Raw genomic sequence first — 24904 nt, forward strand, 5'->3', positions numbered from 1 at the left:
ACAAAGGGCTGCTTGTAAATTACAATCGGATTGAGGCCGCTAAGGCAGCAATTTCAAACTTACAGGAGGGGTCACAGAAATGAGAAAACCAATAGCCGTTCTGCTGGCGATGGGTCTGGTTGTTTCCGCACTTGCCGGCTGTTCCGGAAACGGACAATCACCTGCAACGAACCATACCGCGGGAGAAACCGGCGGACAGACGGACAAGTCCGGAGCCGTCGATGACGGCTCGGAGAAGCTGACGTTAACCTTCATGCCGGAATCGTGGAGCGGGGGGAAATGGAGAGAAGACCATCCAACGATCAAGTATTTGAATGAAAAGTTTAATATTGATCTCAAGCTTATGTGGACGGACGGCCCGACCTACGCCGACAAATTGAATGTTATGGCCGCTTCGGGCAGCTTGCCGGACTTCTACAGAGTGAGCGCGGACAATTTCGGAAAGTGGCAAAATGAAGGAATCTTTATGGACGTGGCTCCTTATCTGGATGAATATCCGAATCTTGCGAAGGCGTTCCCCGATGAACAATGGAAGATGCTGAACCCGGCGGGGAAAATCCTCGGGATGCCGTCGTGGGGAATTGAAGTCCGGGACAGCTATCAAATTCGGGCCGATTGGATCCGCAACGCAGGACTGCCGATACCGAACGAAGAGACATTCAACGTCGATGAGTTTTATGAAATAATGAAGGCGTTTGCCTTGAGCGATCCGGACCAGAACGGGAAGAAGGACACGGTCGGCTTCGCCACAGACAACACGCTAGGGGCGAATACCGCGCAATTAAGGGCTGCCTTTGGCCTCGCAAACGGCTGGAAGCTGGTGGACGGCAAACTGACCCCGCAGTATGTTCAGTCGAAGGAGCAGAAGGATTTCCTTGCTTACCTGCGCAAGATGTATGAGGAAGGCATCATGGACAAGGACTTCCTCAGCAAGACAGGCGCCAATGTGTACGAGATATTCCAGGCCGGCAAGTTGGGTCTTTGGACGCATCATCCGCTTGGCCTGAGAACGGACACCGAAAAATTGAAAGCGATCGACCCGAATGCGGAATTGATCCAGCTTGCGCCGCCGATCGGTCCTACCGGCCTTCGCGGCAATCCAACAGGATTAGTCGGGGCCAATAAAGTCGTCATTAACGGCAAGATCGATCCCAAGAAGCAGCAGCGTATCCTGAAGATTCTGGATTGGTGGGTGACCGACGAAGGCACGGATATTATGAAAAGCGGGATCGAGGGCGTCCATTACACCAAAGAGGCCGACGGCACATATAAGGAAACGGAGTTAGTCGAAACCGACCTGCCCCGCATTCTGAACAACTGGTTCTTCCTGCGGGCGGACGCGAATCTTGGCGCGTTCCGCTGGACCGAACCGGAAATTGCGGAATTCGACAATACGTACAATGAGAACAACGCCAAATATCCTTGGAAGCCGGAGTCCGGCGGCTTGGAAATTTATTCGGAGACCTACTCGAAAAAATGGAATGACCTCGCGACGAAGTTTTCAGAAGCCCAGCTCAAAATTGTCATCGGCGAGGAGCCTGTAGACAGCATCGACCGGGCGATCGAGGAATGGAGAGCCGGCGGCGGCGATCAGATCATTCAGGAAATGAACGAGGCTTACGCGAAATCCGCGAGCGAATAAGGCAAGGCCGGTCGGCCGCATCCGCTGCGGCCGACCGATTTTTCGAAACGAGCTTATGCCGCCAAAGGACAGCACAGAACCGAGCTGCGCAAGATGCTGCTAGCGGTTCGTGCGGAGCGTCAGCCGTTTACACTTGATAAAGGAAGGTGGCACAGCATGAGGGCGTCCGTAACGGGAACGAAGGCCGCTAGCCAATCGAGGACTTCTTCGGCCGCGGCCCAATACATCAAGCGGTCTTTTCCCATCTACTTGATGGTTTTACCCGGGCTCTTATTGATTATCCTCTTTAAATATTTGCCCATGTTCGGCATTGCCATTTCGTTTCAGCAGTATAGTCCGTTCCGGGGAATTTGGGGCAGCGAGTGGGTGGGGTTCGATCATTTCGTGCGCTTGTTCACCGAGCAGCAGTTCGTCACCCTCCTCAAAAACACGCTCATCCTCAATCTGATCGACATTTGCTTCTTTTTTCCGGCGCCGATCGTATTCGCGCTCATTCTGAACGAAGTTCGATTAAGATGGTTCAAGGCGACGCTTCAAACGGTGGTGTACTTGCCTCACTTTATCTCGATGATTGTCGTTGTCGGCATTACCGTCATCCTGTTCGCGAGCGAGTTCGGCGGGATCAATCAGTGGCTGGACGGCCTCGGTCTGCCCAGGTACGAAGGGCTGAACGACCCCGATCACTTCCGCTGGATATGGCTCCTGCAAAATATTTGGAAAGAGGTGGGCTGGAGCGCCATCATCTATTTGGCTGCGCTCGCGTCCATCGATCCGACGCTGTACGAGGCCGCCAAGATGGACGGGGCGAACCGCTGGAGACAGATCTGGCACATTACGCTGCCGTCTCTCACTCAGGTCATTCTCATTTTGTTCATTCTTCGCCTCGGCAGCTTTATCGATATCGGCTTCGAGCATATTTTCCTGCTGCAGAACCCGCTCAATCTTGCGGTATCCGACGTGTTCGACACTTACATCTATCGGATCGGCGTTCAGCAGGGCGAATTCAGCTACACGACGGCGGTAGGCCTGTTCAAGTCGGTCGTCGGCCTCGTGCTGGTGCTCGCCGCGAACGCCATCGCGAAACGGTCGGGCAAGGAGGGCGTGTATTGATGCAAACAAGGCGTATTTCCGGCAACGAAAAGTATTTCGACGTTATTGTGTACGCGGTCCTCGTCGTGTGGGGACTGGCTATTCTGTTCCCGCTGCTCTACGTCCTTATGACGTCATTCGCGACCGAAAAGGAATATTTGACGCGAGGCTTCTTCATTATTCCGAAAGAGTGGACCTGGGACGCGTATATGTATTTGCTTGCGAACGACAGCTTCGCGCAAAGCTTCTTGAACGCCATCGTCATTACGGCCGTCGGAACCGCGATCAGCATTGCGGTGACGACGTTAATGGCATACGGCTTGTCCAAAAAATGGCTCAAGGGCCGGAGCGTATTCAACTTCATGGTCGTCTTCACCATGCTGTTCTCCGGCGGCTTGATTCCGACTTATCTGGTCGTCAAGGAGTTCGGGATGATCGATACGTTCTGGTCCTTATGGCTTCCGGGAGCCGTCGCGCCGTTCTATCTGATCGTCATGCGAAGCTTCTTCTCTTCGATTCCGCATGAGCTGGAGGAATCCGCGAGAGTGGACGGCTGCGGGGAATGGAGAATGTTTTTCAGCATTATGCTGCCTTTGTCCAAGGCGTCGATTGCAACCTTCGTGTTGTTTTATATGGTCGGGTACTGGAATACGTATTTTTCGGCGCTCATTTATTTGAACGATTCCGGCAAGTGGCCGCTGCAGGTGTTTCTGCGGCAAATTCTCGTCCTCAATCAGTCGATGGACGGCTCCGCTACCTTGATGGAACAAGTCATTACCTACACGCCGGGGGCGAAGATGGCGGCCATTGTCGTCTCGGCGCTGCCGATGATGATTATTTATCCGTTTCTTCAAAAGCATTTCAATAAAGGGATGCTGCTCGGTTCGTTGAAGGGCTGACGATACAGGGAACGATATATGGAGGAGATACAAGTGGCTTTTATCATCGATCGCTATACGGCTTATCGGATTCCGGACGATCCGAAATCGCCGATTCGATATGCTTGGGAGATGGTGCGGCGGGACCATGAAACGGTGTTCGGCGCCGCTCCGACGCTCGGGGATCAGGCGCATGCCGACGTCGTATTCCGCTATGCGAAGCCGGAAGACCGGTGTCCGGCGTATCCGGAATCGTTCTGCTTCCGCTTCAGTCGTGGCGGCAATGGAACGACCCTTCATATTGCGGCGGAGGACGATCTTGGCTTGGTGTTCGGCATGCTGGAATACAGCCGAAAGTATCTTGGCGTCGATCCGTGGTGGTTCTGGGCGGATCTTCCTCCCGCACCGCGCAGCCATGTCGCGGTACCCGCCGACGATTACGATTCGCCGGAGCCGTTCGTCCGATTCCGAGGCTGGTTCGTCAATGACGAGGTATGCCTCATCGGCTGGAAGGAGGAATATCCGCCTTCCCGCGAAGTATGGGAGCCCGTCTTCGAGGCGCTGCTGCGCTGCGGGGGGAATATGGTCATACCGGGCACCGACTTGCCGAAGCATGGGGTTCATGCCGATCTGGCGTCGGAGATGGGGCTGTGGGTATCGCACCACCATGCCGAACCGTTGGGAGCCGAGATGTTTCTGAGAGCTTATGAAGGAAAGAAAGCAAGCTATCAAGAGAATCCGCAGCTGTTCGAGAAGCTGTGGGAGGAAGCGATCGAGAAGCAGAAGGATCGCCGTATCGTATGGGTGCTCTCATTCCGCGGGCAAGGAGACCAGCCGTTCTGGATACAGGATCCCGCCTTCGACACGCCCGAGAAGCGCGGCGAGATGATCAGCCGAGTCGTGCGCAAGCAATACGATATGGTTCGCGCGAAAGTGGCCGATCCGTATTGCTGCGTGGCGTTGTATGGCGAAATTTCGGAATTGTATAAAGCGGGGCATATCGACATACCGGATGACATCATTAAGATCTGGGCGGATAACGGATACGGGAGAATGGTTTCCCGCCGCAACGGCAACGAGAATTTGCGCGTACCGGCACTGCCGCTTCCGGATGAAGCGGGCAAGCACGGCATTTACTATCATGTGACGTTCCACGATCTTCAGGCTTCCAATCATTTGACGATGTTCCCGGCGGATGCCGAGCTGATTAGAGGGGAGGTCGATGAAGCGTTCCGGGTCGGCGCGAACGATTACGTGCTCGTCAACAGCGGCAACATCCGCCCGCATCTTTATACGCTGGACCTGATGCGAGAGCTGTGGACGCGGGGAGAAGCGGATACGGAGGAGCATCTTCGAGCGTTTGTCGGCCGGATGTTCAATTCCAAGCAAAGCGAAATCGCGGAGCTGTACCGAGACTATGCGCGACGCACGATTCCATACGGCCCGAACGAAGACGACCGGGCGGGAGACGAATTTTATCACCACCCGGCCCGCCAAATCGTCGGACACTGGCTTCAGGGAAGATCGGAACAACCGGATCGCCGCTTGAATTGGGCAACTGGCGTCGTCGATTTCCCGGAGCAAGTCGAGTGGTTTCGGCGGAAGTGCGCCGATGCCGTCCCGGGCTGGCTCGAGCTGAAGGAGCGGATCGAACGGTTACTTCCGAAGCTGGCGGAACCGGATCAAATTCGGCTCAAGGATCATTTGCTTTTTCACGTAGAGCTGCATCTATCCGGCTGCGAGGGCTTCGATAAGCTGGGTCAATCGTATAGGGCTTACCGCGAGGGAAATTACCCGTTAGCCTTCGTTTATGCTACACAGGCGTTGTGGAAATATGAGAAGGGCCTTATCGCGTTAAAGCAAGCCGAACACGGGAAGTGGGCGAATTTCTTCCGGGCGGACTGGCTGACGAATATCGAGAGCACCGTGCAAAACATAGACACGCTCCGTCGCTGGCTTCGCATGCAGGGCGACAGCCCTGATTTCTTCGCGTGGTATAAGCATTTTGTGATGCCCGAGACGGAGAAATACATTTATTTGGAGAATACACACCGCAATCCTCTCCCGGATGATGAGCTGGCCCGGAGGCTGGCGGATAAGTTCGGCGTCTGAGAAGGAGGATGTTATAGGGATCAACCTGTATTCTCCCGGTTCCGCCATATCGCAAACAAGGAAGCTTCATCTGTGAGGTGAATACGGACCATGTCCCATTCGAAATTAAACGCAACCTATCCGATCCCTATTCTAAAAGGCGATTATCCCGATCCTTCCATCGTCCGGGTAGGTCAAGATTATTACATGACACACTCGTCTTTCATGTATACTCCGGGGCTTCTCATATGGCATTCCCGCAATCTGACCGACTGGGTCCCTCTCTGCCATGCTCTCCAGACTTATGTCGGAGATGTTTGGGCGCCGGATCTGGTCTATGTGAACGGACTTTATTACATTTACTTTCCCGCTAACGGAACGAATTATGTGATCTATGCAGAGAAAGCGGAAGGTCCGTGGTCCGTTCCAATTGATCTGAAGGTAGACGGGATAGACCCGGGGCACCTGCTGGCGCCGGATGGGCGGCGGTACCTGTATTTCAATTACGGAAGGGCTGTTTCCTTGGCACCGGATGGCCTTTCCGCTACAGGCGAATTACAAACGGTTTATGAAGGGTGGCCAATCCCTAGGGAATGGGTAGTGGACGGGCTGGCTCTCGAATCCCCAAAACTGCTGTTCAAAGGCGATTATTATTATTTGATTTGCGCACAAGGCGGAACGGCTGGTCCTGCGACGAGCCATATGGCGGTTGCAGCCAGGAGCAAACATCCTTTAGGGCCTTGGGAGAACTCTCCCTATAATCCTCTTGTGCATACCTGGTCGAAGGAAGAACGCTGGTGGTCCAAAGGGCACGGTACGCTCATCGATACACCTGATGGACAATGGTATTTCGTCTATCATGCCTATGAAAAGGATTATTACACGCTTGGAAGGCAAACGTTGCTGGATCCCATCGAGTGGACAGAAGACGGCTGGCCGATCGTACCGCAGGATATAGACGGAGAGATGAAGCCGATGCAAGGGAATGCTTCGGAGCTGTCGGACGATTTCCAAGACGCTGCGCTAGGTTGGCAGTGGCGATTCTACAAGGAACTGGATACAGAACGTTATGAAGCAGGCGGAGGCGTCTTGAAGCTGAAGGCCAAGGGGAATTCACCGGCGGATTCAGGACCGCTGGTCGTCATTCCGCCCGATCGGGCCTATGAAGCTGAAGTTGAGATTAAGGTCGGGCCTGAGGCTGAAGCAGGACTTATACTCTTTTATAACGAACGCTGTTATGCGGGAATCAGCTTTACGGAGCATGGAATTTATCGACATCGGCGAGGTGTCAAAGGCTATCCTGCACAAGGCCTAGGCTGCCGGCTTCATTTGAAGCTTAGGAACGACCACCATACGGTGACGATGTTTTACAGCACAGATGGTACGGGGTGGTATCGCTTTCCTTCAGCGATGGAAGTCTCAGGTTATCACCATAATACGTTTGGCGAATTTATTGGCCTTCGTCTGGGTATTTATGCGGCAGGCAACGGAGCGGTTGAATTTTCGCGATTTCGATACCGCAGGATTGAAGAGTGATTGGTGTACTTTATTGATAATCGGTGGTGGAGGCTTTGGGAAAACAAACGATTTATTTGGCCGGCGATTCGACAATGGCGGATTATCCGCCTGATTCGTACCCCATGCAAGGCTGGGGGAATAAGCTCCATTTATGTATTCCCGATTCCGTTCGGGTTGTAAATAAGGCAATGTGCGGGAGAAGCTCCAAGAGCTTTATCGAGGAAGGAAGGCTCGAAGAAATTTTGCGAATGATCAAGCCGGGCGACTGCTTGTTTATTCAATTCGGACATAATGACAGCAAGGAAGATGCCGAAAGACATACAAGTCCCTGGAGCACATACCATCAATATTTGAGGCAATATATAGACGGAGCGAGAGCGAAGGGGGCTCATCCCGTACTCATCTCGCCTCTTTGCCGCAGACATTTTGACGTTGACGGTCTTCTGATCAGTACGCACGGCGATTATCCCCGATCGATGGAAGCGCTGGCCGTTCAGGAAAAAGTCCCTTTCATCGATTTGTGCGGCCGAAGCGCCGTCGCATTCAAGGAAATGGGAGACGCCAAATCGAGAGAATGGCTGACCTGGCTGCGCCCGGGCGAACATCCGAATTACCCCGAAGGGATTGAAGACAATACGCATTTGAATGAGCAAGGCGCGGAGGCTGTCGCAGGAATGGTGGCCGATGCCATCACCAAGCTGAATTTGAAAATCGGTTGAGGAGTCAACTCGCTTTTTCGTATTACTCCCGCTGCGGTCCTCCGTGCCGAATCCATCTTTTGCGATATTGGTGCGGGGTCGCGCCCATGCGGGCTTTGAAAAACTTGCAAAAATACGAGACGTTCGCCATGCCGATCTCCTCCGCGACGAGGGCGATCGGCTTCTTGGTCGTGGTCAGCAGAAGGACCGCTTGGTGGACTCTGCGCGCGGCGATATATTCGGTGATGCTGACCCCGGTCGCGTCTTTGAAGAGATGGGACACGTGGTAGGGGGACAGATGCAGCTCTCCCGCCATGGCATCGAGCCGGAAGGGCTCGGCGTAATGCGATTCGATCCACTCCAATATTTTCTCCGCCTGATGCGTCTTCCGGGCGCCGAGCGGGGGCGCCTGCGCGGTCCGCTTCTGCCAGAGAGGCTTCAGACAGCGGAACAAAGCGACGAGGAAGAGGGAGATTTCTTCGAATTGGTCTTTTTTGGACAAGGACGGATACCGCTCATGCATGCTTCGGAACGCCAATTCCAGCTCGTCCGCTTCCTCCAGGCCGTAAATGCACGGAGCGGACAGCCGGTCCTGGCACAAATGCTTGTAGAAGGCGTGGAGCGCGGGCCATTGCGCGAAATAAGCGTCGAACATCGCAGGCTCGAAGATCGCGAGCGAGCGCTCGAAGGCGCTGCCGCCCGCATATTCGAGCCGAAGATGGTGGAGCTGGTAAGGCTGGAACACGCACAGCATGCCGGGTCTGAGCTCGTACCGGGTATGGTTGACGACCATCGTTCCTTCGCCCTGATGAACGTAGAGGATTTCGGTCCCTTGATGGGAATGGAACGTTTCCTTATGCTCGTCATTGCGATTGATGCGTCTATAGGCGAAATAAAGCGGAACGTTCCACAGATCCGCTTGCCGGACAACGGTCATCCTGCCCCATTCCTTTCCGTCGAGCTTGCGTTAATTTCCGCAACGCAGCGTTATTTTTCCCGCAACGGGCCGTAACTTTGTCCTTCTCATTATAGGTATAGTGGAGGGAGCAACGCAATCCATTCGGAACAGGGAGGCTTACTATTATGCTTAAAATTGCGATAATCGGCTCGGGCTCGATTGCGGGCGCGCATATCGGCGCTTATTTGAAATTCGGGGCGCGCTGCCGGGTCGTGGCGGTCGCCGATATATACGAGGAGAAGGCGCAGGAGCTGATCGACCGCTACTCGCTGCCGGCGAAGGCGGTCAAGGATTACAAGGAGCTGCTCGGCGAAGACATCGACCTCGTGTCGGTATGCACGCCTCCTTATACGCATGCGCCGATCGCCGTCGACTGTCTGCGGTCCGGCAAGCATGTTCTTGTCGAGAAGCCGATGGCTTCGTCGCTGGAGGAATGCGACCGGATGATCGAGGCCGCGCGCGAGAGCGGCAAGCTGCTGTCGGTCGTAGCCCAGAACCGGTTCAAAACGCCGATGATGAAGCTCAAATCGATCCTCGAGACCGGCCTGATCGGGCCGATCGTGCACGCGCAGGTCGATTCCTTCTGGTGGCGCGGCCATTCGTATTACGACTTGTGGTGGCGCGGCACATGGGAGAAGGAAGGCGGCGGCTGCACGCTGAACCATGCGGTGCATCATATCGATGCGCTGCTGTGGATGATGGGGCAGCCGAGCGAGCTGCTCGCGGTCATGAGCAACACGTCGCACGACAACGCCGAGGTCGAGGATTTGTCCGTCGCCGTGCTTCGTTATCCGGGCGGGGCGCTGGCGCAAATTACGAGCTCGGTCGTCCATCACGGGGAGGAGCAGCAGCTCGTGTTCCAAGGGGCGAAGGCCCGCGTGTCCGCGCCTTGGAAGGTAACCGCCTCGACCGCGCAGCCGAACGGCTTCCCGGTGAAGAACGCCGAGCTGGCCGAGCAGCTGGCGGCCAGCTACGACAGCCTGCCCGAGGTCCGGCATGAAGGGCATGCGGGGCAGGTCGACAACGTGCTGACCGCGATCGAAACGGGCGCGCCGCTTCTGATCGACGGCGAGAGCGGGCGGCGGACGCTTGAGCTCATCGTCGGCATTTACAAGTCGGCCAGCCTCGGGCAGAACGTCAAGTTCCCGATCGGGCCGGACGATCCGTTCTATACGCGCGAAGGTATTCAGGCGAATGCGATCCATTTCTACGAGAAGACGGCTTCCGTCGAAAGCTTCGCAAACGCGAAAATTACGCTCGGGAGCGACTATAAGGCGTGACCGGCGGCGCGGCGTCGCAGTGAGAGAAGGGCGGACGGCGTGACGCGCCGCTGCAACGGCGCTGGCGGCGCGGGAGGCTAGCGAGCGGCGTCGGCGGCGCGTTGAGCGGTCGGTGTGTCCGAGAGCGCGGTCAAGAGGGCGACCGTGAAAGGATAAGTCGCAAGCCGGGAAGAGAACTGCCTGAGATGCCGTGAACGCGGCGCAAGGGCAGTTCTTTTTTTGCCAAAACCGGCCGAGCGTCCGTCATCGCGTTATTTACAACCCGTCGAGGGTGGGATAAAGTAAGGGAAAGAATGCGCGGTGCTGCGCAGCATAGAGGAAAGAAGGCGTTCATGATGCGTTTCAAATGGGACGGGCACACTCACACGAACTTTTGCCGGCATGGCAGCGACGCCCCGATGGACCTTTATTTGGACCAGGCGATCCGCCTCGGCTTCCATCGTTATTCGATTACGGAGCATCCGCCGCTCCCCGAAGCTTATGTCGACGATCCGAGGCTGATGAAGGAGCTCGCCATGAAAGATGTGGAGCTGCCGCTATATTTCGAGGAGGCGAAGCGGACGAAGGAGCGGTATGAAGGCCGGATCGAGGTCGCGGTCGGGCTGGAACTGGATTATTTGCCGGAGGATCCCGACTTCGCGCTCCGGCTCGTGGACAAGTACGGCGAGAAGCTGGAGGACGTCGTCTTCTCGGTGCATTATTTGCCCGGCATCGGCGGCAACCAGTGCGTCGACTATACACCGGAGACGTTCTCGGAGAAGCTGATCAAGCATTACGGATCGATGGATAAAGTGGCCGAGGAGTACTACAATCACATCGAAGCGGCCATCGAGTGGGCCGCCGGCCTCCCTTGCCGCAAGCGCATCGGCCACATCAACCTGATCGAGAAATTTCGGCTCACCCTGCCGGAGCTGGACGAATCGCTTGTCCGGCGCCGCTTGAGCGGCATTCTGCCGAAGCTCGAGGCGGCCGGCGCCGGCGTGGACGTGAACACCGCCGGCTTCCGCAAGCCGACATGCGGCAAAGCGTACGTGCCGGAATGGTTCATGGCGGAGTGCGTCCGTCGCGGCATCCCGCTCGTCTTCGGCTCGGATTCCCATAAGCCGGAGGAAGTCGGCTCGGGATGGGACTGGTTCGAGGCTGCGCTCTCCGAGGCAGAGCGGGCTTAAGGCAGGGGGCACGCCGGCTGCCGGTGCGGCCAACTTCCCCGCTCGTTCGCCTGCCGGCTGCCGGTCGGTCAGCGGGGGCTCATTGACTCCAATCGGCCGACCGCGAATTCGATGAACCGGACCGTCTGTTCATAGGTACGCTCGTGGTCGACGTCCGCGTCACGGTACCGTTCGCGCCACTCCCACCCGTCGGTTACCGTCCGCGCATGTTCGGGATAAGCTTCCTTGAACCATTCGGCCGCCCGCCGCTTTGACGTCTGCTCGCCGTGCGCGACCGTGTACAGCGCCCTGCATAGCGTGAGGATCGCATAGCCTTGATACGGCCGGGAGAACCGCGTATGCGGGACATGCGTTCTCCACCGCATGGCGTATGTCCTCACGGCGGCGACGAAATCCGCCTTCGGTACGGGCGCCATGAACGCCGTTACGGCGGGGCCGTACAGCACGATGCCGTGCCGCTGGACGCAGTACCAATTTTGCAGCCATTCGGCGCCGGCATCCTTCGCGTTCAGCGGCTCGCCGGGGCTGATGACGACGATGCGGCTCCTTTTCTCCCGGAACGTCATCAGTCCTTCGACCGACAAATATTGCGTTTCGATCCGGTCGTTCCATTCCGGACAGCGGCTTGCCAGCTCTTCGTGCATGCCGCGCAGCGCCTCGATCTCGGCTTCGGTCGCGTCCGCCGAAAGGACGGCGAGCAGATCGATATCGCTAATCTCGCGGTCGAAATCGCCCCACGCCAGCGAACCGTACAAGTATAACCCTTCGAGCTTCCCTCCAAGCGTACTTCGGATGTCCCCGGCGATATTTTCAAGCAAAAGATTCATATCCTCGTACGGGGTAGGCTGCATCGGCAACGACCTCTCTTTCGGTTCAAGTATACAACGCTGCGCAAGCCCATGACTATCCGGCATGTTGAAATCTTGCGCTTTCATTCGGATTTCCCTGCAAAGTCGGCGCGGGTAGCGTATAGTAGGGAGCAATCCATTCAAACCATTTGATCCATTATGTTAATCAGGCAACGGAGTGATGAAGGATGGCAACGACGTTCACGAGGCATTTCCGCTACGGGCAGGAGGAAATCGACTATCTCTCGCGCGCGGACCCGGCGCTAGGCGCGGCGATGGAGCATATGGGCCGCGTAGAGCGGACGATCATGCCGGATCCGTTCGCGGCGCTCGCGCACGCGATCGTCGGCCAGCTTATTTCGGCGAAGGCCGCCAGCACCGTATGGGACAGGCTGGAGACGGCCGCAGGGGCGATCACGCCGCGCAATGTGGCCGGACTTTCGGCCGAAAACATTCGGCGCTGCGGCATGACGATGAAGAAGGCCGCCAGCATTCGCGATATCGCGCAGCGCGCGGAGCGGGGCGAGCTGTCGCCGGACGCCCTGCGGGAGCTGTCCGACAAGGACGTGATCGACAGGCTGACGGCGATTGACGGCGTCGGCAAATGGACGGCGGAAATGCTGCTGCTCCACGCTTTGGAGCGCCCCGACGTCGTCAGCTGGGGCGACGTCGCGATCCGCCGCGGCATGATGAAGCTGTACGGCCTGACGGAATTAACGAAGAAGCAATTCGACGAATACCGGGCCCGGTATTCCCCTCATGGTTCGGTGGCGTCGATTTATTTGTGGGAAATTTCATTTCAATAGCGGAAGGAGGCGCATCGCGGGATGAAGGAGAAGCTGGCGGCGCTCGCCGACGAGAAGTACCGGCAATTCGCCTCCTCGTTGATTCCGAATATCGATAATATGCTCGGCGTGCGGCTGCCGGAGCTGCGCAAGCTGGCGAAAGAAATCGCGAAGGGAAATTGGCGGGGGTATCTGGACGATGCGGAAAGCGATTTTTTCGAGGAAGCGATGCTGCAGGGGATGGTGATCGGCTACGTCCGGACGGATATCGACGAGCTGCTGCGGCATGTGGCCGCTTTCGTTCCGAAAATCGACAATTGGTCGGTATGCGACAGCTTCTGCATCGGCTTGAAATGGACGAAGTCGAACAGGAGCCGGGTGTGGGAATTTCTGCAGCCTTACTTGGCTTCGGAACGGGAATACGAAATCCGCTTCGGCGTCGTGATGCTGCTCGATTATTATGCGGACGAGGCCTACATCGACCGGGTGCTGGAGCTGCTCGACAGGACGAAGCGCGACAAGTATTACGTCCAGATGGCCGTCGCGTGGGCGCTTTCCGTATGCTTCGTTAACCAGCCCGGGCCGACGATGAGCTATTTGGAGCGCTGCTCGCTCGATGATTTCACCTATAACAAAGCGCTGCAAAAAATAACCGAATCGTATCGGGTCGACCAAACGACGAAGTCTCGGATTCGCGCCATGAAGCGGTGAGCGGGCGCGCGCACTCTCGAATTATTACGAAATCGTCACAGATGCGGCCCATCTCGTTTATCAATCGCGCTGCAAGTCTGTTATGATAAGAAAACGGAACTGCTCCGAACCACCGGATCGAGGTGTCAGACTTGAAAACGATCGTAATTGTCGGCGGCGGCATCACCGGCCTGTCCGCCGCTTATTTTATACAGAAGAAAGTAAAGGCCGGGCAACTGGACGCGAATGTCGTGTTGGCCGAAGCAAGCGGGACGCTGGGCGGCAAAATCCGCACCGTGCGCCAGGGTGAATTCATGATGGAGACCGGGGCCGATTCGATCGTCGCCCGCAAGCCGAACGTCGCCCCGTTCATCGAGGAATTGGGGCTGCAGGGCGAGGTCGTCTACAACGCCACGGGCAAGTCCTACATTCATACGGACGGCGTGCTGAAGCCGGTTCCCGACGACACGGTGTTCGGCATCCCGATGAGCATCCGGTCGCTCGCCGAGAGCACGCTCGTCTCCGCCGAGGGCAAGGTGGAGGCGCTGAAAGATTTCTATACGGAGAACGACTCCTTCACGAAGAACGATTCGATCGGCTTGTTCCTCGAGCGGTTTCTCGGGAAGGAGCTGGTCGAGAAGCAAATCGCGCCGGTGCTGTCGGGCGTATACAACGGGGAATTGTCGGGACTGACGATCGCGTCGACCCTTCCGTACCTGCTCGATTACAAGAATGAATACGGCAGTATCATCAAGGGGCTCGGCGAGAACCGCGGCACGTTCCAGAGGGCGGGCAACCGGAAGTTCCTGTCGTTCAAAGGCGGAATGTCCGCGCTGGTGGACGAGCTGGAGAAGCGGCTGGAGGACGTCGAGATCGTGAAAGGGAGCAGGGCCGAGCGGATCGCGAAGGCAGCGAACCGTTATTCCGTTTCGTTCGCCGGCGGCCGCGCGATCGAGGCGGACTGCGTCGTGCTCGGCGTTCCGCATCAGGCCGCGCGGACGATGCTCGGCAGCGAGGAGCTGGACGCCGATTTCGACCGGCTGCGCAGCGGCTCGATGACCAGCGTGTACATAAGCTTCGACGTTCCGGACGGTCTGCTGCCGAAGGACGGGACCGGCTTCATTAACGCGGGGGGCGGCGATTTGGTTTGCGACGCCTGCACGTGGACGAGCCGGAAATGGGAGCATACGTCGGCTGACCGGCGGTTATTGGTCAGGCTGTTCTACAAAAGCTCGAACGCCGTCTATGAATCGCTGCGGCGCTTATCGGAGGATGAGCTGCTCGGGACGGCTCTGCGGGATGTGGAGAAGTCGCTCGGCCTTGCGGAGAAGCCGCTCGATTACACGGTGACCAAGTGGAACGACGCGATGCCGAATTACGTGATCGGCCATCAGCGCATCGTCGAATCGCTGACGGAGAAGCTGGAGCGGCTTTTTCCCGGCGTGCTGCTGGCGGGATGCTCGTATTACGGCGTAGGCATACCGGACTGCATCGCCAGCGGCGAGCGGACGGCGGAGCGGATCTTCGAGCAATTGACGGCAGGCTTCTAATTCCGCAATCGAGAAGAAACCGCAGCATGCGCCTTATGCTAGAATGAGTGCATCTGACCCGAGTCTCGAGCTTAAGCGCCGGGATGTTGGGGCGGTTAATCCATATGGCGCGGGGAGCGGATGACGATGCAAAGTCGGAAGGTATGGTGCGGACGATGAGCGGCGGAGGTTTGTCGAAGGAGCGGCTTGGCCGCCTGCGCGGCGCAATGGCCGGTTACGTCGAGCGCGGGGAAGCGCCCGGCCTCGTGGCGCTCGTCAGCCGGCGAGGCGATACGCATGTCGAAGCAATCGGCATGCTGGCGGCCGGCGGGAGCATGCCGATGCGCCGCGACGCGATCTTCCGCATCGCTTCGATGACGAAGCCGATTACGGCGGCCGCGGCGATGATTCTGGTGGAGGAGTGCGCGCTGCGTCTGGATGAAGCGGTCGACCGGCTACTGCCCGAGCTGGCCGGCCGGCGCGTCCTGAAGCGGCCGGACGGACCGCTTGACGACACCGTTGCCTCGAATCGGCCGATCACTGTCCGCGATCTGCTGACGTTCCGGCTCGGCATCGGAGCGGTCATGGCCCCGCCGGGCTCGCATCCGATCCAGCGGGCGATGGAGTCCGAGGGGCTCGCCCCGGGACCGAACCCGCCCTTGCATGCGCCGGACGAGTGGATGAAGCGGCTCGGCCGCCTGCCGCTTATCCATCAGCCCGGCGAGAGGTGGATGTATCATACCGGCTCCGACGTGCTTGGCGTGTTGATTGCCCGCGCCTCCGGCCAGCCGCTGGAGCGTTTCCTCCGCGAGAGGATCTTCGAGCCGCTCGGGATGATGGATACCGGCTTTCATGTCCCGGGCAATAAGCTCGACCGGCTGCCGACGAGCTATCGGAGAGAGGCCGGGAGCGGAGTGCTCATCGTGCATGACGAGCCGGCAAGCAGCCGCTGGGGGAGCCCGCCGGCATTCGAGTCCGGCGGGGCGGGTCTCGTCACCACCGCCGACGACTATTTGGCGTTCTGCCGGATGATGCTGAACAAAGGCTGGTACGGCGGCGAGCGGATATTGTCCCGCCCGGCGGTCGAGCTGATGACGACGGACCACCTGACGCCGGAGCAGCGAGCGGACAATCGCGTTTTCTTCGGCGACCATAGCGGCTGGGGCTTCGGCGCCGCCGTCAACATCAGACGCGAGAGCCTGTCGACGGTTCCTGGCCGCTTCGGCTGGGACGGCGGCATCGGCACGACCGGCTACACGGACCCGAAGGAGGAGCTGATCGGCATCCTGCTCACCCAGCGCATGATGGATTCCCCGGAGCCGCCTGGCGTCTTCCTCGATTTCTGGACGTCGGCCTATCAGGCGATCGACGACTGAAGGCTGTCAGAACCAATAACAAAGCGCGGGATGCTCATCCTGCGCTTCGTTTTGTCTTCTTTTAACGGACACAGATGCCCTTATTTCGATGAAACGGGCATCTTTTTATTTTTAACGGACAGTAGAGACGTTATTGGCGCCAAATCCCATCATTAATGTCCTAACGAGGGGAATAAGGTCGCTCATGTCCGTTACATTTGCATAAGGCTCAATTTCGGGCCAATAACGGCTTTTGGGACCGTTAGGAACGGGCGACCCGGGGCTGCGCCCCAACCCCGCCGCCGCCCGGCCGCCACCTCGCCGCCACCCGGCCGCCGCTACCCTGCCGCCAACTCGCCTCAGCTCGCCGCCACTTCGTCGCCAACCCGCCTCAGCTCGCCGCCACTTCGTCGCCAACCCGCCTCAGCTCGCCGCCACTTCGTCGCCAACCCGCCACCACCTCGCCGCCACTTCGTCGCCAACCCGCCTCAGCTCGCCGCCACTTCGTCGCCAACCCGCCTCAGCTCGCCGCCACTTCGTCGCCAACCCGCCTCAGCTCGCCACCAACTCGCTGCGACTGCATCCGTCGCTCAGCCGCTCGGCTCATGCCGCCTTGTTTTAACGGACACAGATGCCCTTATTTCGATGAAACGGGCATCTTTTCATTTTTAACGGACAGCAGAGACGTTATTGGTGCTAAATCCCGTCATTAATATCCCAACGAGGCGGAATAAGGTCGCTCATGTCCGTTACATTTGCATAAGGCTCAATTTCGAACCAATAACGGCTTTTGGGACCGTTAGGAACGGGCGACCCGGGGCTGCGCCCCAACCCCGTTGCCACCCAGCCGCTACCCCGCCGCCAACCCGCCTCAGCTCGCCGCCACTTCGTCGCCACCCCGCCTCAGCTCGCCGCCACCGGTCCGCCACCCCGCCACCAACTCGCCACCGGTCCGCCACCCCGCCACCAACTCGCCACCGGTCCGCCACCCCGCCACCAACTCGCCACCGGTCCGCCACCCCGCCGCCACCCCGCCGCCACCCCGCCACCAACTCGCCGCCACGGAACGGGGGAGCGCGCGTGGCATTTCGACCATACGTGGAACATGGTTATTCCGCTGGCCGAGTAATGCATGAACCGGACGAGAATACAAAAACAGCTTGACGGGACGTTTAAGCCTGCAGGTTGTTCTTTTTGTGTTATTTATATGTTATATAAAATCACATAAATGGATTAAGTCAATAGATGTGCAGCAGTTACAGAGTAAAGTTGCGCTCAAATTTGAAAGGGTTTTCACATATAACTGTTCGTTTTAACATCAAAATTAACAATATTCGATCATAAAATAACAAATTAATGATTGCCAATCGAGAATTTGATGTTATAATACTTAACAAGAAGTTCATATCGAGAACTGAATTTATGTTATTTCCATGTTAGATAATATCGGATTGGCGGCTGCAGGCTGTTTGACCTTAAGGCATGCCGCTCGAACATTTCGGCGAATGGGATTTCGAAAACGAACAAGAAGAGGGTGCGGGCATGGGAGCGATTCGATTTGGCGGGTGTCTGCTTGAACGTGATCAAGCTTGCGCCATGCGCGACGGTACCGTGTTATACGCGGATATTTACCGGCCTTCGCAGGACGGCTGTTATCCGGTCCTGCTCATGAGACAGCCTTACGGAAAGATGCTCGCTTCCACCGTATCGCAGGCGCATCCCGTCTGGTATGCGAGGCAGGGCTTCATCGTGGTCATTCAGGACGTCAGGGGGCGAGGCGATTCGGAAGGGGAGTTCGATCCTTTTGCCCATGAAGCGGAGGATGGCTACGATACGGTGCAGTGGGCGGCCGCGTTGCCGCAATCCAACGGCTATGTGGGCATGTACGGCTTCTCCTATCAGGGCAGCACGCAGTGGGCGGCGGCTTCGCTGGCGCCGCCGGCGCTGAAGGCGATTGCGCCGGGAATGTGCGGAGCGAGCGCCTATCACGGCATGATCTACCCGCAAGGGAGGTTCGCGGCGGCCGAGCATGTTCCTTGGGCTTTTCAACTGGCGCGCGACGGCGCGCGCAGGGCGGGCGATGCGGAGAGCGAGGCGTATTGCACGCTTGTGCGCAAGAGCACGCCGGACGAACTGCTGTATCCGGTAATGGCCGACGGCTCGCATCCGATCCTTCAGCGCTATTTTCCGGCATACGGTCAGTGGCGGGAGCATGCCGATTATGACGCTTACTGGGAGCGGCGCAGCTGGATGAATGCCTTTCTGGAGCATCCGATACCGGCTTTCCTGATCGGCGGCTGGTACGATGTTTTCCTGATGGGGACGCTGGAGGATTACGATCGGCTGAGCGGCATCGAGCGGACGGACGATCTGTTCTTCAAGCTCATGATCGGACCTTGGGACCATATTCCGTGGGGTCGTCATTCCGGCGGAATGGATCATGGGCGGGAGGCGGACGGCGATATTCATGCCGAGCAGGCGGCATGGTTCCGTTACTGGCTCGACCCGCAGCGCAAGCCGAAGACGGAGGCCGAGCCGGAAGTGAGGGGTTACGAACGCGGCAGCGGCGCGTGGCGATCGTACGGACGGGAATCGCCGTTGTCTAGCCAGGGCCATCCCGTCCGGCTATGGCTGAACGGCGGGATCAAGCCGGCCAACGGAGCGCTGGGCGGCGGCCGATTGCTGCCGCAGCCGACGACCGGCAACGAATCCGCTCCGGACGTATTCGTCTATGACGCGAGAATGCCGATGACGCTGGACGGATTTCAACCGAAGGATAGGCGGGCCGAGCAGGACCGTTACGAAATATTGGTGTACACGGGAGAGCCGCTCGCGGAATGCGTGAGACTGTTCGGCGCCATTACGCTGCAGGCGCAGGTGCAGACGATCGGCGGGCCGACCGATCTGGTCGCGATCGCAAGCGTCGTCGGGCCGTCAGGGGAAGCGACCTTCCTGACCGCGGGCGTTGCCGAAGCGTCGGCGGAAGCCGACGAACAAGGGCTGGGTCAGACGCTGCAGCTAAAGCTGAGGCCGGTCGCTATTGAGCTTCGGCCAGGCGAGGCGATTCGTTTGGAGCTCACGGGAAGCGCGTATCCGCTGTATGCCCGTCATCCGAACGGCCGGAGCATAAGCGATGAGCGCTCGGCTGGACCCGGACAGCTGCGTATGGCGACCGTCTCGATTCATTACGAAGGCTCTACGATCGAGCTGCCCGTCAGGGTAAAGGGGGGCGAAGCAACATGTACCGGCTTGGCAATGGCAGAAACGACTGGCATGTAAACGAAGAAGAAGCCGACCTGCGAAGGAGTCGGCAGGGCGGCAGGACGGTCAGGCTGCCGGCGGAGCCGCAGCGCATTACGATCGATCTGGATCGTACGGCGGCGATCGTCATCGATATGCAGAACGATTTTTGCTCGCCCGGAGGCTGGGTGGATTATATCGGCGGGGATTACGCGCCCCTTAAGGCGCTGGCTAGTGCTCAGAACCGGCTGCTTGCCTCCTTGAGAAGGGAAGGCGTGCCCGTCATTTGGCTGAACTGGGGCAACCGGGAGGATCGGCTCAATCTCAGCCCGTCGATCCTTCATGTCTATAACGGCGCGGGCACCGGAGTCGGCATCGGGGAGCCGCTTCCGGGCAACGGATCGAAGGTGCTCGAGAAGGGGAGCTGGGGAGCCGCGATTATCGACGAGCTGATCGTCGAGCCGACCGACATTCATGTGGATAAATACAGGATGAGCGGTTTCTGGGACACGCCGCTGGACAGCATCCTGCGCAATTTAAGGGCGGAAACGCTGCTGTTCATGGGCGTCAATCTCGATCAATGCGTCATGTCGACGCTCGAGGACGCCGTTCATTCCGGGTATGACGCGGTGCTGATCAAGGATTGCTGCGCTACCAATTCGCCGGCTTACTGCGCGGATGCGGCTCATTACAATATTAAGCAATGCTACGGATTTATTGCCGATTCGTCGGATCTGTTAAACGTTGTTCCATTAAGCGAAACCCAGGAGGTGCTTCACATGACTCGACCCTCGATGTATGCAGGCAAGTACGATCAAAGCCCGGTTTACAAAATCTCGCCTAAGGACAGCAATAAATTCGTCCTGCTGTGCGACGGATCGCAAGTTCCTTTCGTTTCGGTCGTCGAAATTTTCGATGCAGGCGGCCAGACGCCTCCGAACGAACATGCGGAAGCTTACGAGTACTTCTATGTCCTGCATGGCGAAGGTATCGCGTCGGTAGGAAGCGACAGCATGCCGATCGGGCAAGGCTCCTACTTTATCGTGAGCCCGGGCCAGACGCACCAGGTGCGGAATACGGGGAAATCCAGGCTGTACGTCCTTACGACGATGGTGCCCGACGAGAAGTTTTCCGATTTGATCAAGTCCGGCGTTGCCGCTTCGCTCGATGACGAGGATTTGCGCATCCTCTCTTCGGCGCAGGCGCAAGCTTAGCCGCACCGAGAAGAGCCGCATCGGCCGATCGCGCCGCGTTCGTCCATTAGCCGGAGGAGGAGAGAGCGAAGATGAACAGATATACGGGAAAAGCATGGGATGAGCATTTTTTGCCGCGCCTGAGCCGCAAGCAAATCGCGGAGCTGGATAAGGAGAACGCGCTCGTCGTGCTGCCGGTCGCGGCGATCGAGCAGCATGGTCCTCATTTACCGACCTACACGGACACATTAATCAACGAGACGATGTTAACCTGCGCGTTCGAAGCGCTGCCGGAGGGCGCTCCGGTATGGCTTATTCCGCCGCTGGCGTACGGAAAAAGCACGGAGCATCTCGGCATTCCCGGCACCCTGACGCTCTCGGCGACGACGCTGATGGCGGTGCTGCTCGACATCGCGAAGAGTCTGCGGGCCAGCGGCTTTCGAAAACTCGCCTTCTATAATACGCATGGGGGAAATATTGACCTGCTGAACATGATGGCGAGGGAGATCCGGATCGAGACCGGTCTTGCCGTCTTCCAGGTCCAATTCGACAAGGAGGCGGACCCCGAGGTCGTCCGAAGGGAGCCGCTGATCGACATCCACGGCGGCGACGTGGAGACCTCGCTTATTCTCGCTTCGCGCGAGCATTGGGTGGATATGAGCGAAGCTCCCGACGAAATTCCGAACCTCCCGGCTTCGCCTACGCTGCAATTTAAGAACAAGGCATTCGCTTGGGTCATGGACGATTTGTCGGAATCGGGCATATGCGGCAACGCGAAGCTGGCATCGGTTGCGCTTGGGCGGCATCTGTACGAACGCGGTGGCAAGGCGATGGCGGCCGCGCTCATGGAATTGGTCTCGTTCGATATGGCCGGCTTGAGGAAGAAAGGACATTAAGGAGGCGGTTGGAATGGAAGCGATGCGAAACGGTCTGACCGGCCAGGGGCGCTCGGGGGAGGATCAAGCATTCGTCCGAATGAGCAATCTGTCCAAAGTGTACCCGAACGGCACGGTGGCGCTTAATGACGTGAACCTCGACATTTCGGAAGGAGAGTTTATTTCGTTCGTCGGTCCTTCCGGCTGCGGCAAGTCGACGATCTTCAAGCTGATCACCGGACTGAGCGGCCATACGTCGGGCGAGCTGTCGATTCTCGGTCTGACGCCGAAGGAAGCCCGCAAAGCGAACAATACCTCGTTCGTCTTTCAGGACCATACGCTGCTTCCCTGGAGCACCGTCATTGACAACGTCATGCTGCCGTTATCGCTGCGGGGAGATTCCAGGAAGGAGAGCCGCAAGGAGGCGGAGCGGGTGCTGGAGATGGTCGGACTGCGGGACTACACGAAGGCTCTTCCCCGCATGCTGTCGGGCGGCATGAAGATGCGCGTGTCCATAGCAAGGGCGCTCGTCTCGAAGCCGAAGCTGCTGCTAATGGATGAGCCGTTCGCGGCATTGGACGAAATTACGCGCCAATCGCTGCAGGATGAGCTGCTCTCGATCTGGCAGCAGGATCGCAGCATGACGGTGCTGTTCGTCACGCATAACGTCTTCGAGGCGGTGTTTCTGTCCAGCAGGGTGGCGGTGATGACGCCGCGTCCGGGTAAAATTTCGAATATCGTCCCCATAGACGTGCCGTACCCGAGAGGCGAGGACTATCGGACGACCGCGCGGTTCAGCGAACTGGTCGGCGCCGTATCCAAATCGCTCAACCATTAAGAACGGAGGTGCCGCGATGAATGCGGGCTGGCAGGAGGAAGTAGAGGAATTGCTGGGCAAGGGCAAGGCGGTAGCGGACCGGACGGTCGTCGAGAAGCTGTCCAAGGACTATTACTGGTATTCGCCGCTGCTGCATCGGAAGCTGAAGGACAAAGTGGCGGAAGGCGTCGTCAAAATCCGGACGGAATCGGATCTCGTGCGGACGCTGGCTTACGCTTACGAGCATCGCATCCCCGTTACGCCGCGAGGAGGGGGAACGGGCAATTACGGGCAGGCGGTTCCTCTGAACGGCGGGCTTGTGCTGGATCTGACACCATTCAATGACATATTGGAGATCGGGAACGGATACGCCAGATGCCAGGCGGGCGTCAGGCTCGGCGCGCTGGAGAAAGAAGCCCGCAAGACGGGACAGGAGCTCCGCATCTACCCGAGCACGCTAATGATCGCGACGATCGGCGGATTTATCGGCGGCGGCTCGGCAGGCATCGGTTCGATTACGTACGGCGGCTTATGGAGCGGCAACGTGCTCGAGCTTGCGGCCTACACGATGGAGGAAGAGCCTCGGCGGCTCGTCATCCGGGGAGAAGAAATGCGCGATTACATTCATGGCTACGGCACGACGGGCATACTGGCCGAGGTCGTCATTCCGCTGGCGCCGGCGAAGGAGTGGGAGGAGGCCATCGGGCAGTTCGAGAGACTGGAAGACGCGGTGCGGTTCGCGAACCGCGTCGCGGATGACGCCGGCTTGGCCAAACGGGTCGTCAGCCTGCATGAATGGCCGCTTCCCGGCTACTTCATCCCGCTTGCGCGCCACCTTCGGCAAGGCATGGCCGCGGTGCTGCTCGAGGCGGAGAAGGGTTCCATGGAGAAGCTTCGGCAGTACGCGGAGGAGGAAGGCGGAGAGATCGGCTACACGAAGAGCGACTCCCATATGCGCAAAGGCGTGAGCCTGACCGATTTTACGTTCAACCATACGACGCTGTGGGCGCTAAAAGCGGATGCTTCCTACACCTACCTGCAAGCCGGCTTCTCCTCCACGAACTACGAGCGCCAAATCGCGCAGGTCAAGGCGAAATTCGGCGACGAGGTGCTCATGCACATGGAATGGATGAAAGCTCCGGGAGGAACGGCCCCGGCCAATCTGCCGCTGTTTAAATTTACGACCGAGGAGAGGTTGAACGAAATCATCCGGTTTCTGAACGGGATCGGCGTGCCCGTGAACAACCCGCACACGTGGAAGCTCGACGCGAACAAAGATACGTACGAGGGTATGGTTATGCGCAAGAAGCTCAACGATCCCCGCAATCTGCTCAATCCCGGCAAGCTCCTTGCCGGACATGACGAGGAAGAGGTGAGCCATCATGGGTAAATCTATGGCGAGCGCGGGCGTGATCGCAGCCGAGCATGCCGCTCCGCGCAAACGGTTCTTGTCAAAGGCGTGGAGAACGAGGCTGATTGGCGCCGTTCCGCCGGCGGCCGCATTCATTCTCTTTGTAGGGCTATGGGAAATCATCGGCCGCCAGTTCGACATCCCCGTCTTCCTGCTTCCGAAGCCTTCGGACATTTTGAACGCCGCGATCGAGAATTGGGACGGTCTGTTGGGGGCGCTGCTCACGACCGCTTCCGAGACGGTGGTCGGCTTCCTGCTCAGCGTCGTTATAGGCGTTGGGGCAGCGATCGTGCTGGCCAGCTCGAAGCTGGTGGAGCGCAGCGTATACCCGTACGCGATCGTTCTGCAGACGATCCCGATTATCGCGATCGCGCCCATTATCGTCATTTGGTTCGGGGCCGGGACGAACGCCATCGTCTTTATTACCTTTCTCATCGGCTTCTTCCCGATGCTGTCGAACACGTTAATCGGCCTGAACAGTACGGATCACAATATGAAAAACCTGTTTTTCCTCTATAACGCGACGCCTCTTCAGACGATGTGGAGGCTAAGGCTGCCCGCGGCTCTTCCTTACATCATTGCCGGTCTCAAAATTTCGGCGACGCTATCGGTCATCGGGGCCATCGTCGGGGAGTACATGGCCGGCCTGGGCGGTGCGAACGGCGGTCTGGGATACGCCATTACCGTTGCCGCCACGAGGCTCAAAACGCCTTATTTGTTCGCTTGCGGTTTGTCGGCTTCCATTCTGGGCATCGGTTTTTTTCTTCTTGTCAACCAGCTCTCCAAGTGGCTGCTCAGCTCCTGGCATGAATCCGAGCTGGCGAAGGAGAACTAGCCC

20 protein-coding genes are annotated in these 24904 nt (G+C 58.2%); 18 read left to right on the top strand and 2 right to left on the bottom strand.

The features are described 5' to 3' along the window. Positions 1 to 79 precede the first annotated feature (79 nt). From IDH41_RS08640 to IDH41_RS08665, 6 genes are all read left to right on the top strand, one after another. Positions 80 to 1642: an extracellular solute-binding protein gene (locus IDH41_RS08640; RefSeq protein WP_190860065.1), complete on the top strand. Its 1563-nt coding sequence runs from the start codon at positions 80 to 82 to the stop codon at positions 1640 to 1642. A gap of 156 nt (positions 1643 to 1798) precedes the next feature. Then, entirely contained in the window at positions 1799 to 2752 is a 954-nt protein-coding gene (locus IDH41_RS08645; protein ID WP_190860066.1) for an ABC transporter permease, read from the top strand. Further along, positions 2752 to 3630, top strand: a complete 879-nt coding sequence (locus IDH41_RS08650) for a carbohydrate ABC transporter permease (RefSeq protein ID WP_190860068.1) — start codon at positions 2752 to 2754, stop codon at positions 3628 to 3630. Before IDH41_RS08645 ends, IDH41_RS08650 begins: the two co-directional genes overlap by 1 nt. Before the next feature lie 33 nt (positions 3631 to 3663). Next, entirely contained in the window at positions 3664 to 5721 is a 2058-nt protein-coding gene (locus IDH41_RS08655) for a glycosyl hydrolase 115 family protein (protein ID WP_317890708.1), read from the top strand. Positions 5722 to 5811: 90 nt separating this feature from the next. After that, entirely contained in the window at positions 5812 to 7236 is a 1425-nt protein-coding gene (locus IDH41_RS08660; protein WP_190860070.1) for a family 43 glycosylhydrolase, read from the top strand. A gap of 35 nt (positions 7237 to 7271) precedes the next feature. Next, positions 7272 to 7937 carry a rhamnogalacturonan acetylesterase gene (locus IDH41_RS08665; protein ID WP_190860071.1) on the top strand — a complete coding sequence of 222 codons (666 nt, stop codon included), beginning with the start codon at positions 7272 to 7274 and terminating at the stop codon, positions 7935 to 7937. Positions 7938 to 7959: 22 nt separating this feature from the next. Here IDH41_RS08665 and IDH41_RS08670 read toward each other — a convergent pair whose 3' ends face one another. Next, the gene (locus IDH41_RS08670) at positions 7960 to 8853 is read right to left on the bottom strand and encodes an AraC family transcriptional regulator (RefSeq protein ID WP_190860072.1); all 894 of its coding nucleotides are present in this window, start codon (positions 8851 to 8853) and stop codon (positions 7960 to 7962) included. 146 nt (positions 8854 to 8999) lie between these two features. Between IDH41_RS08670 and IDH41_RS08675 the strand changes: the two genes are divergently transcribed. Both IDH41_RS08675 and hisJ read left to right on the top strand, forming a co-directional pair. After that, positions 9000 to 10154, top strand: coding sequence for a Gfo/Idh/MocA family protein (locus IDH41_RS08675; protein WP_190860073.1), 1155 nt, complete (start codon positions 9000 to 9002; stop codon positions 10152 to 10154). A gap of 332 nt (positions 10155 to 10486) precedes the next feature. Then, positions 10487 to 11323 carry a histidinol-phosphatase HisJ gene (gene hisJ / locus IDH41_RS08680; protein ID WP_223829557.1) on the top strand — a complete coding sequence of 279 codons (837 nt, stop codon included), beginning with the start codon at positions 10487 to 10489 and terminating at the stop codon, positions 11321 to 11323. A 68-nt stretch (positions 11324 to 11391) separates the two neighbouring features. Here the strand turns inward: hisJ and IDH41_RS08685 are convergent, their stop codons facing one another. Further along, positions 11392 to 12174: an aminoglycoside adenylyltransferase domain-containing protein gene (locus IDH41_RS08685; protein ID WP_190860074.1), complete on the bottom strand. Its 783-nt coding sequence runs from the start codon at positions 12172 to 12174 to the stop codon at positions 11392 to 11394. Between the two features lie 185 nt (positions 12175 to 12359). Between IDH41_RS08685 and IDH41_RS08690 the strand changes: the two genes are divergently transcribed. The 10 genes from IDH41_RS08690 to IDH41_RS08735 all read left to right on the top strand — a co-directional run bounded on the left by IDH41_RS08690 (position 12360) and on the right by IDH41_RS08735 (position 24901). Next, complete coding sequence (locus tag IDH41_RS08690; protein ID WP_190860075.1) at positions 12360 to 12977, top strand: DNA-3-methyladenine glycosylase family protein; 618 nt, start codon at positions 12360 to 12362, stop codon at positions 12975 to 12977. A gap of 21 nt (positions 12978 to 12998) precedes the next feature. Then, positions 12999 to 13667 (top strand): DNA alkylation repair protein, encoded by a 669-nt coding sequence (locus IDH41_RS08695; protein ID WP_190860077.1) that lies wholly within the window; start codon positions 12999 to 13001, stop codon positions 13665 to 13667. A 131-nt stretch (positions 13668 to 13798) separates the two neighbouring features. Next, positions 13799 to 15196 carry a protoporphyrinogen oxidase gene (gene hemG / locus IDH41_RS08700; RefSeq protein WP_190860078.1) on the top strand — a complete coding sequence of 466 codons (1398 nt, stop codon included), beginning with the start codon at positions 13799 to 13801 and terminating at the stop codon, positions 15194 to 15196. Between the two features lie 143 nt (positions 15197 to 15339). Next, positions 15340 to 16551, top strand: coding sequence for a serine hydrolase domain-containing protein (locus tag IDH41_RS08705; protein WP_223829579.1), 1212 nt, complete (start codon positions 15340 to 15342; stop codon positions 16549 to 16551). A 1521-nt stretch (positions 16552 to 18072) separates the two neighbouring features. Further along, positions 18073 to 19809, top strand: a complete 1737-nt coding sequence (locus IDH41_RS08710; protein WP_190860080.1) for a CocE/NonD family hydrolase — start codon at positions 18073 to 18075, stop codon at positions 19807 to 19809. After that, the gene (locus tag IDH41_RS08715; RefSeq protein WP_190860082.1) at positions 19770 to 20984 is read left to right on the top strand and encodes an isochorismatase family protein; all 1215 of its coding nucleotides are present in this window, start codon (positions 19770 to 19772) and stop codon (positions 20982 to 20984) included. Before IDH41_RS08710 ends, IDH41_RS08715 begins: the two co-directional genes overlap by 40 nt. A gap of 71 nt (positions 20985 to 21055) precedes the next feature. Continuing rightward, positions 21056 to 21859, top strand: coding sequence for a creatininase family protein (locus IDH41_RS08720; protein ID WP_190860084.1), 804 nt, complete (start codon positions 21056 to 21058; stop codon positions 21857 to 21859). Positions 21860 to 21872: 13 nt separating this feature from the next. Continuing rightward, the gene (locus IDH41_RS08725; RefSeq protein WP_223829558.1) at positions 21873 to 22676 is read left to right on the top strand and encodes an ABC transporter ATP-binding protein; all 804 of its coding nucleotides are present in this window, start codon (positions 21873 to 21875) and stop codon (positions 22674 to 22676) included. Positions 22677 to 22692: 16 nt separating this feature from the next. Further along, positions 22693 to 24045, top strand: a complete 1353-nt coding sequence (locus IDH41_RS08730) for an FAD-binding oxidoreductase (protein ID WP_190860086.1) — start codon at positions 22693 to 22695, stop codon at positions 24043 to 24045. Beyond that, positions 24038 to 24901 carry an ABC transporter permease gene (locus tag IDH41_RS08735; protein ID WP_190860088.1) on the top strand — a complete coding sequence of 288 codons (864 nt, stop codon included), beginning with the start codon at positions 24038 to 24040 and terminating at the stop codon, positions 24899 to 24901. Before IDH41_RS08730 ends, IDH41_RS08735 begins: the two co-directional genes overlap by 8 nt. The last annotated feature ends 3 nt before the right edge of the window (positions 24902 to 24904 follow it).

Source organism: Paenibacillus arenilitoris (assembly GCF_014705655.1).
In the GTDB taxonomy this organism is placed as follows: domain Bacteria; phylum Bacillota; class Bacilli; order Paenibacillales; family Paenibacillaceae; genus Pristimantibacillus; species Pristimantibacillus arenilitoris.

Coding starts and splice junctions, on each gene's coding strand:
- IDH41_RS08650 (WP_190860068.1), top strand. CDS start 2,752: ATGCAAACAAGGCGTATTTCCGGCAACGAAAAGTATTTCGACGTTATT.
- IDH41_RS08725 (WP_223829558.1), top strand. CDS start 21,873: ATGGAAGCGATGCGAAACGGTCTGACCGGCCAGGGGCGCTCGGGGGAG.
- IDH41_RS08720 (WP_190860084.1), top strand. CDS start 21,056: ATGAACAGATATACGGGAAAAGCATGGGATGAGCATTTTTTGCCGCGC.
- IDH41_RS08695 (WP_190860077.1), top strand. CDS start 12,999: ATGAAGGAGAAGCTGGCGGCGCTCGCCGACGAGAAGTACCGGCAATTC.
- IDH41_RS08715 (WP_190860082.1), top strand. CDS start 19,770: ATGTACCGGCTTGGCAATGGCAGAAACGACTGGCATGTAAACGAAGAA.
- IDH41_RS08675 (WP_190860073.1), top strand. CDS start 9,000: ATGCTTAAAATTGCGATAATCGGCTCGGGCTCGATTGCGGGCGCGCAT.
- IDH41_RS08705 (WP_223829579.1), top strand. CDS start 15,340: ATGGTGCGGACGATGAGCGGCGGAGGTTTGTCGAAGGAGCGGCTTGGC.
- hisJ (WP_223829557.1), top strand. CDS start 10,487: ATGATGCGTTTCAAATGGGACGGGCACACTCACACGAACTTTTGCCGG.
- IDH41_RS08690 (WP_190860075.1), top strand. CDS start 12,360: ATGGCAACGACGTTCACGAGGCATTTCCGCTACGGGCAGGAGGAAATC.
- IDH41_RS08710 (WP_190860080.1), top strand. CDS start 18,073: ATGGGAGCGATTCGATTTGGCGGGTGTCTGCTTGAACGTGATCAAGCT.
- IDH41_RS08645 (WP_190860066.1), top strand. CDS start 1,799: ATGAGGGCGTCCGTAACGGGAACGAAGGCCGCTAGCCAATCGAGGACT.
- IDH41_RS08640 (WP_190860065.1), top strand. CDS start 80: ATGAGAAAACCAATAGCCGTTCTGCTGGCGATGGGTCTGGTTGTTTCC.
- IDH41_RS08660 (WP_190860070.1), top strand. CDS start 5,812: ATGTCCCATTCGAAATTAAACGCAACCTATCCGATCCCTATTCTAAAA.
- IDH41_RS08735 (WP_190860088.1), top strand. CDS start 24,038: ATGGGTAAATCTATGGCGAGCGCGGGCGTGATCGCAGCCGAGCATGCC.
- IDH41_RS08685 (WP_190860074.1), bottom strand. CDS start 12,174: ATGCAGCCTACCCCGTACGAGGATATGAATCTTTTGCTTGAAAATATC.
- IDH41_RS08730 (WP_190860086.1), top strand. CDS start 22,693: ATGAATGCGGGCTGGCAGGAGGAAGTAGAGGAATTGCTGGGCAAGGGC.
- IDH41_RS08670 (WP_190860072.1), bottom strand. CDS start 8,853: ATGACCGTTGTCCGGCAAGCGGATCTGTGGAACGTTCCGCTTTATTTC.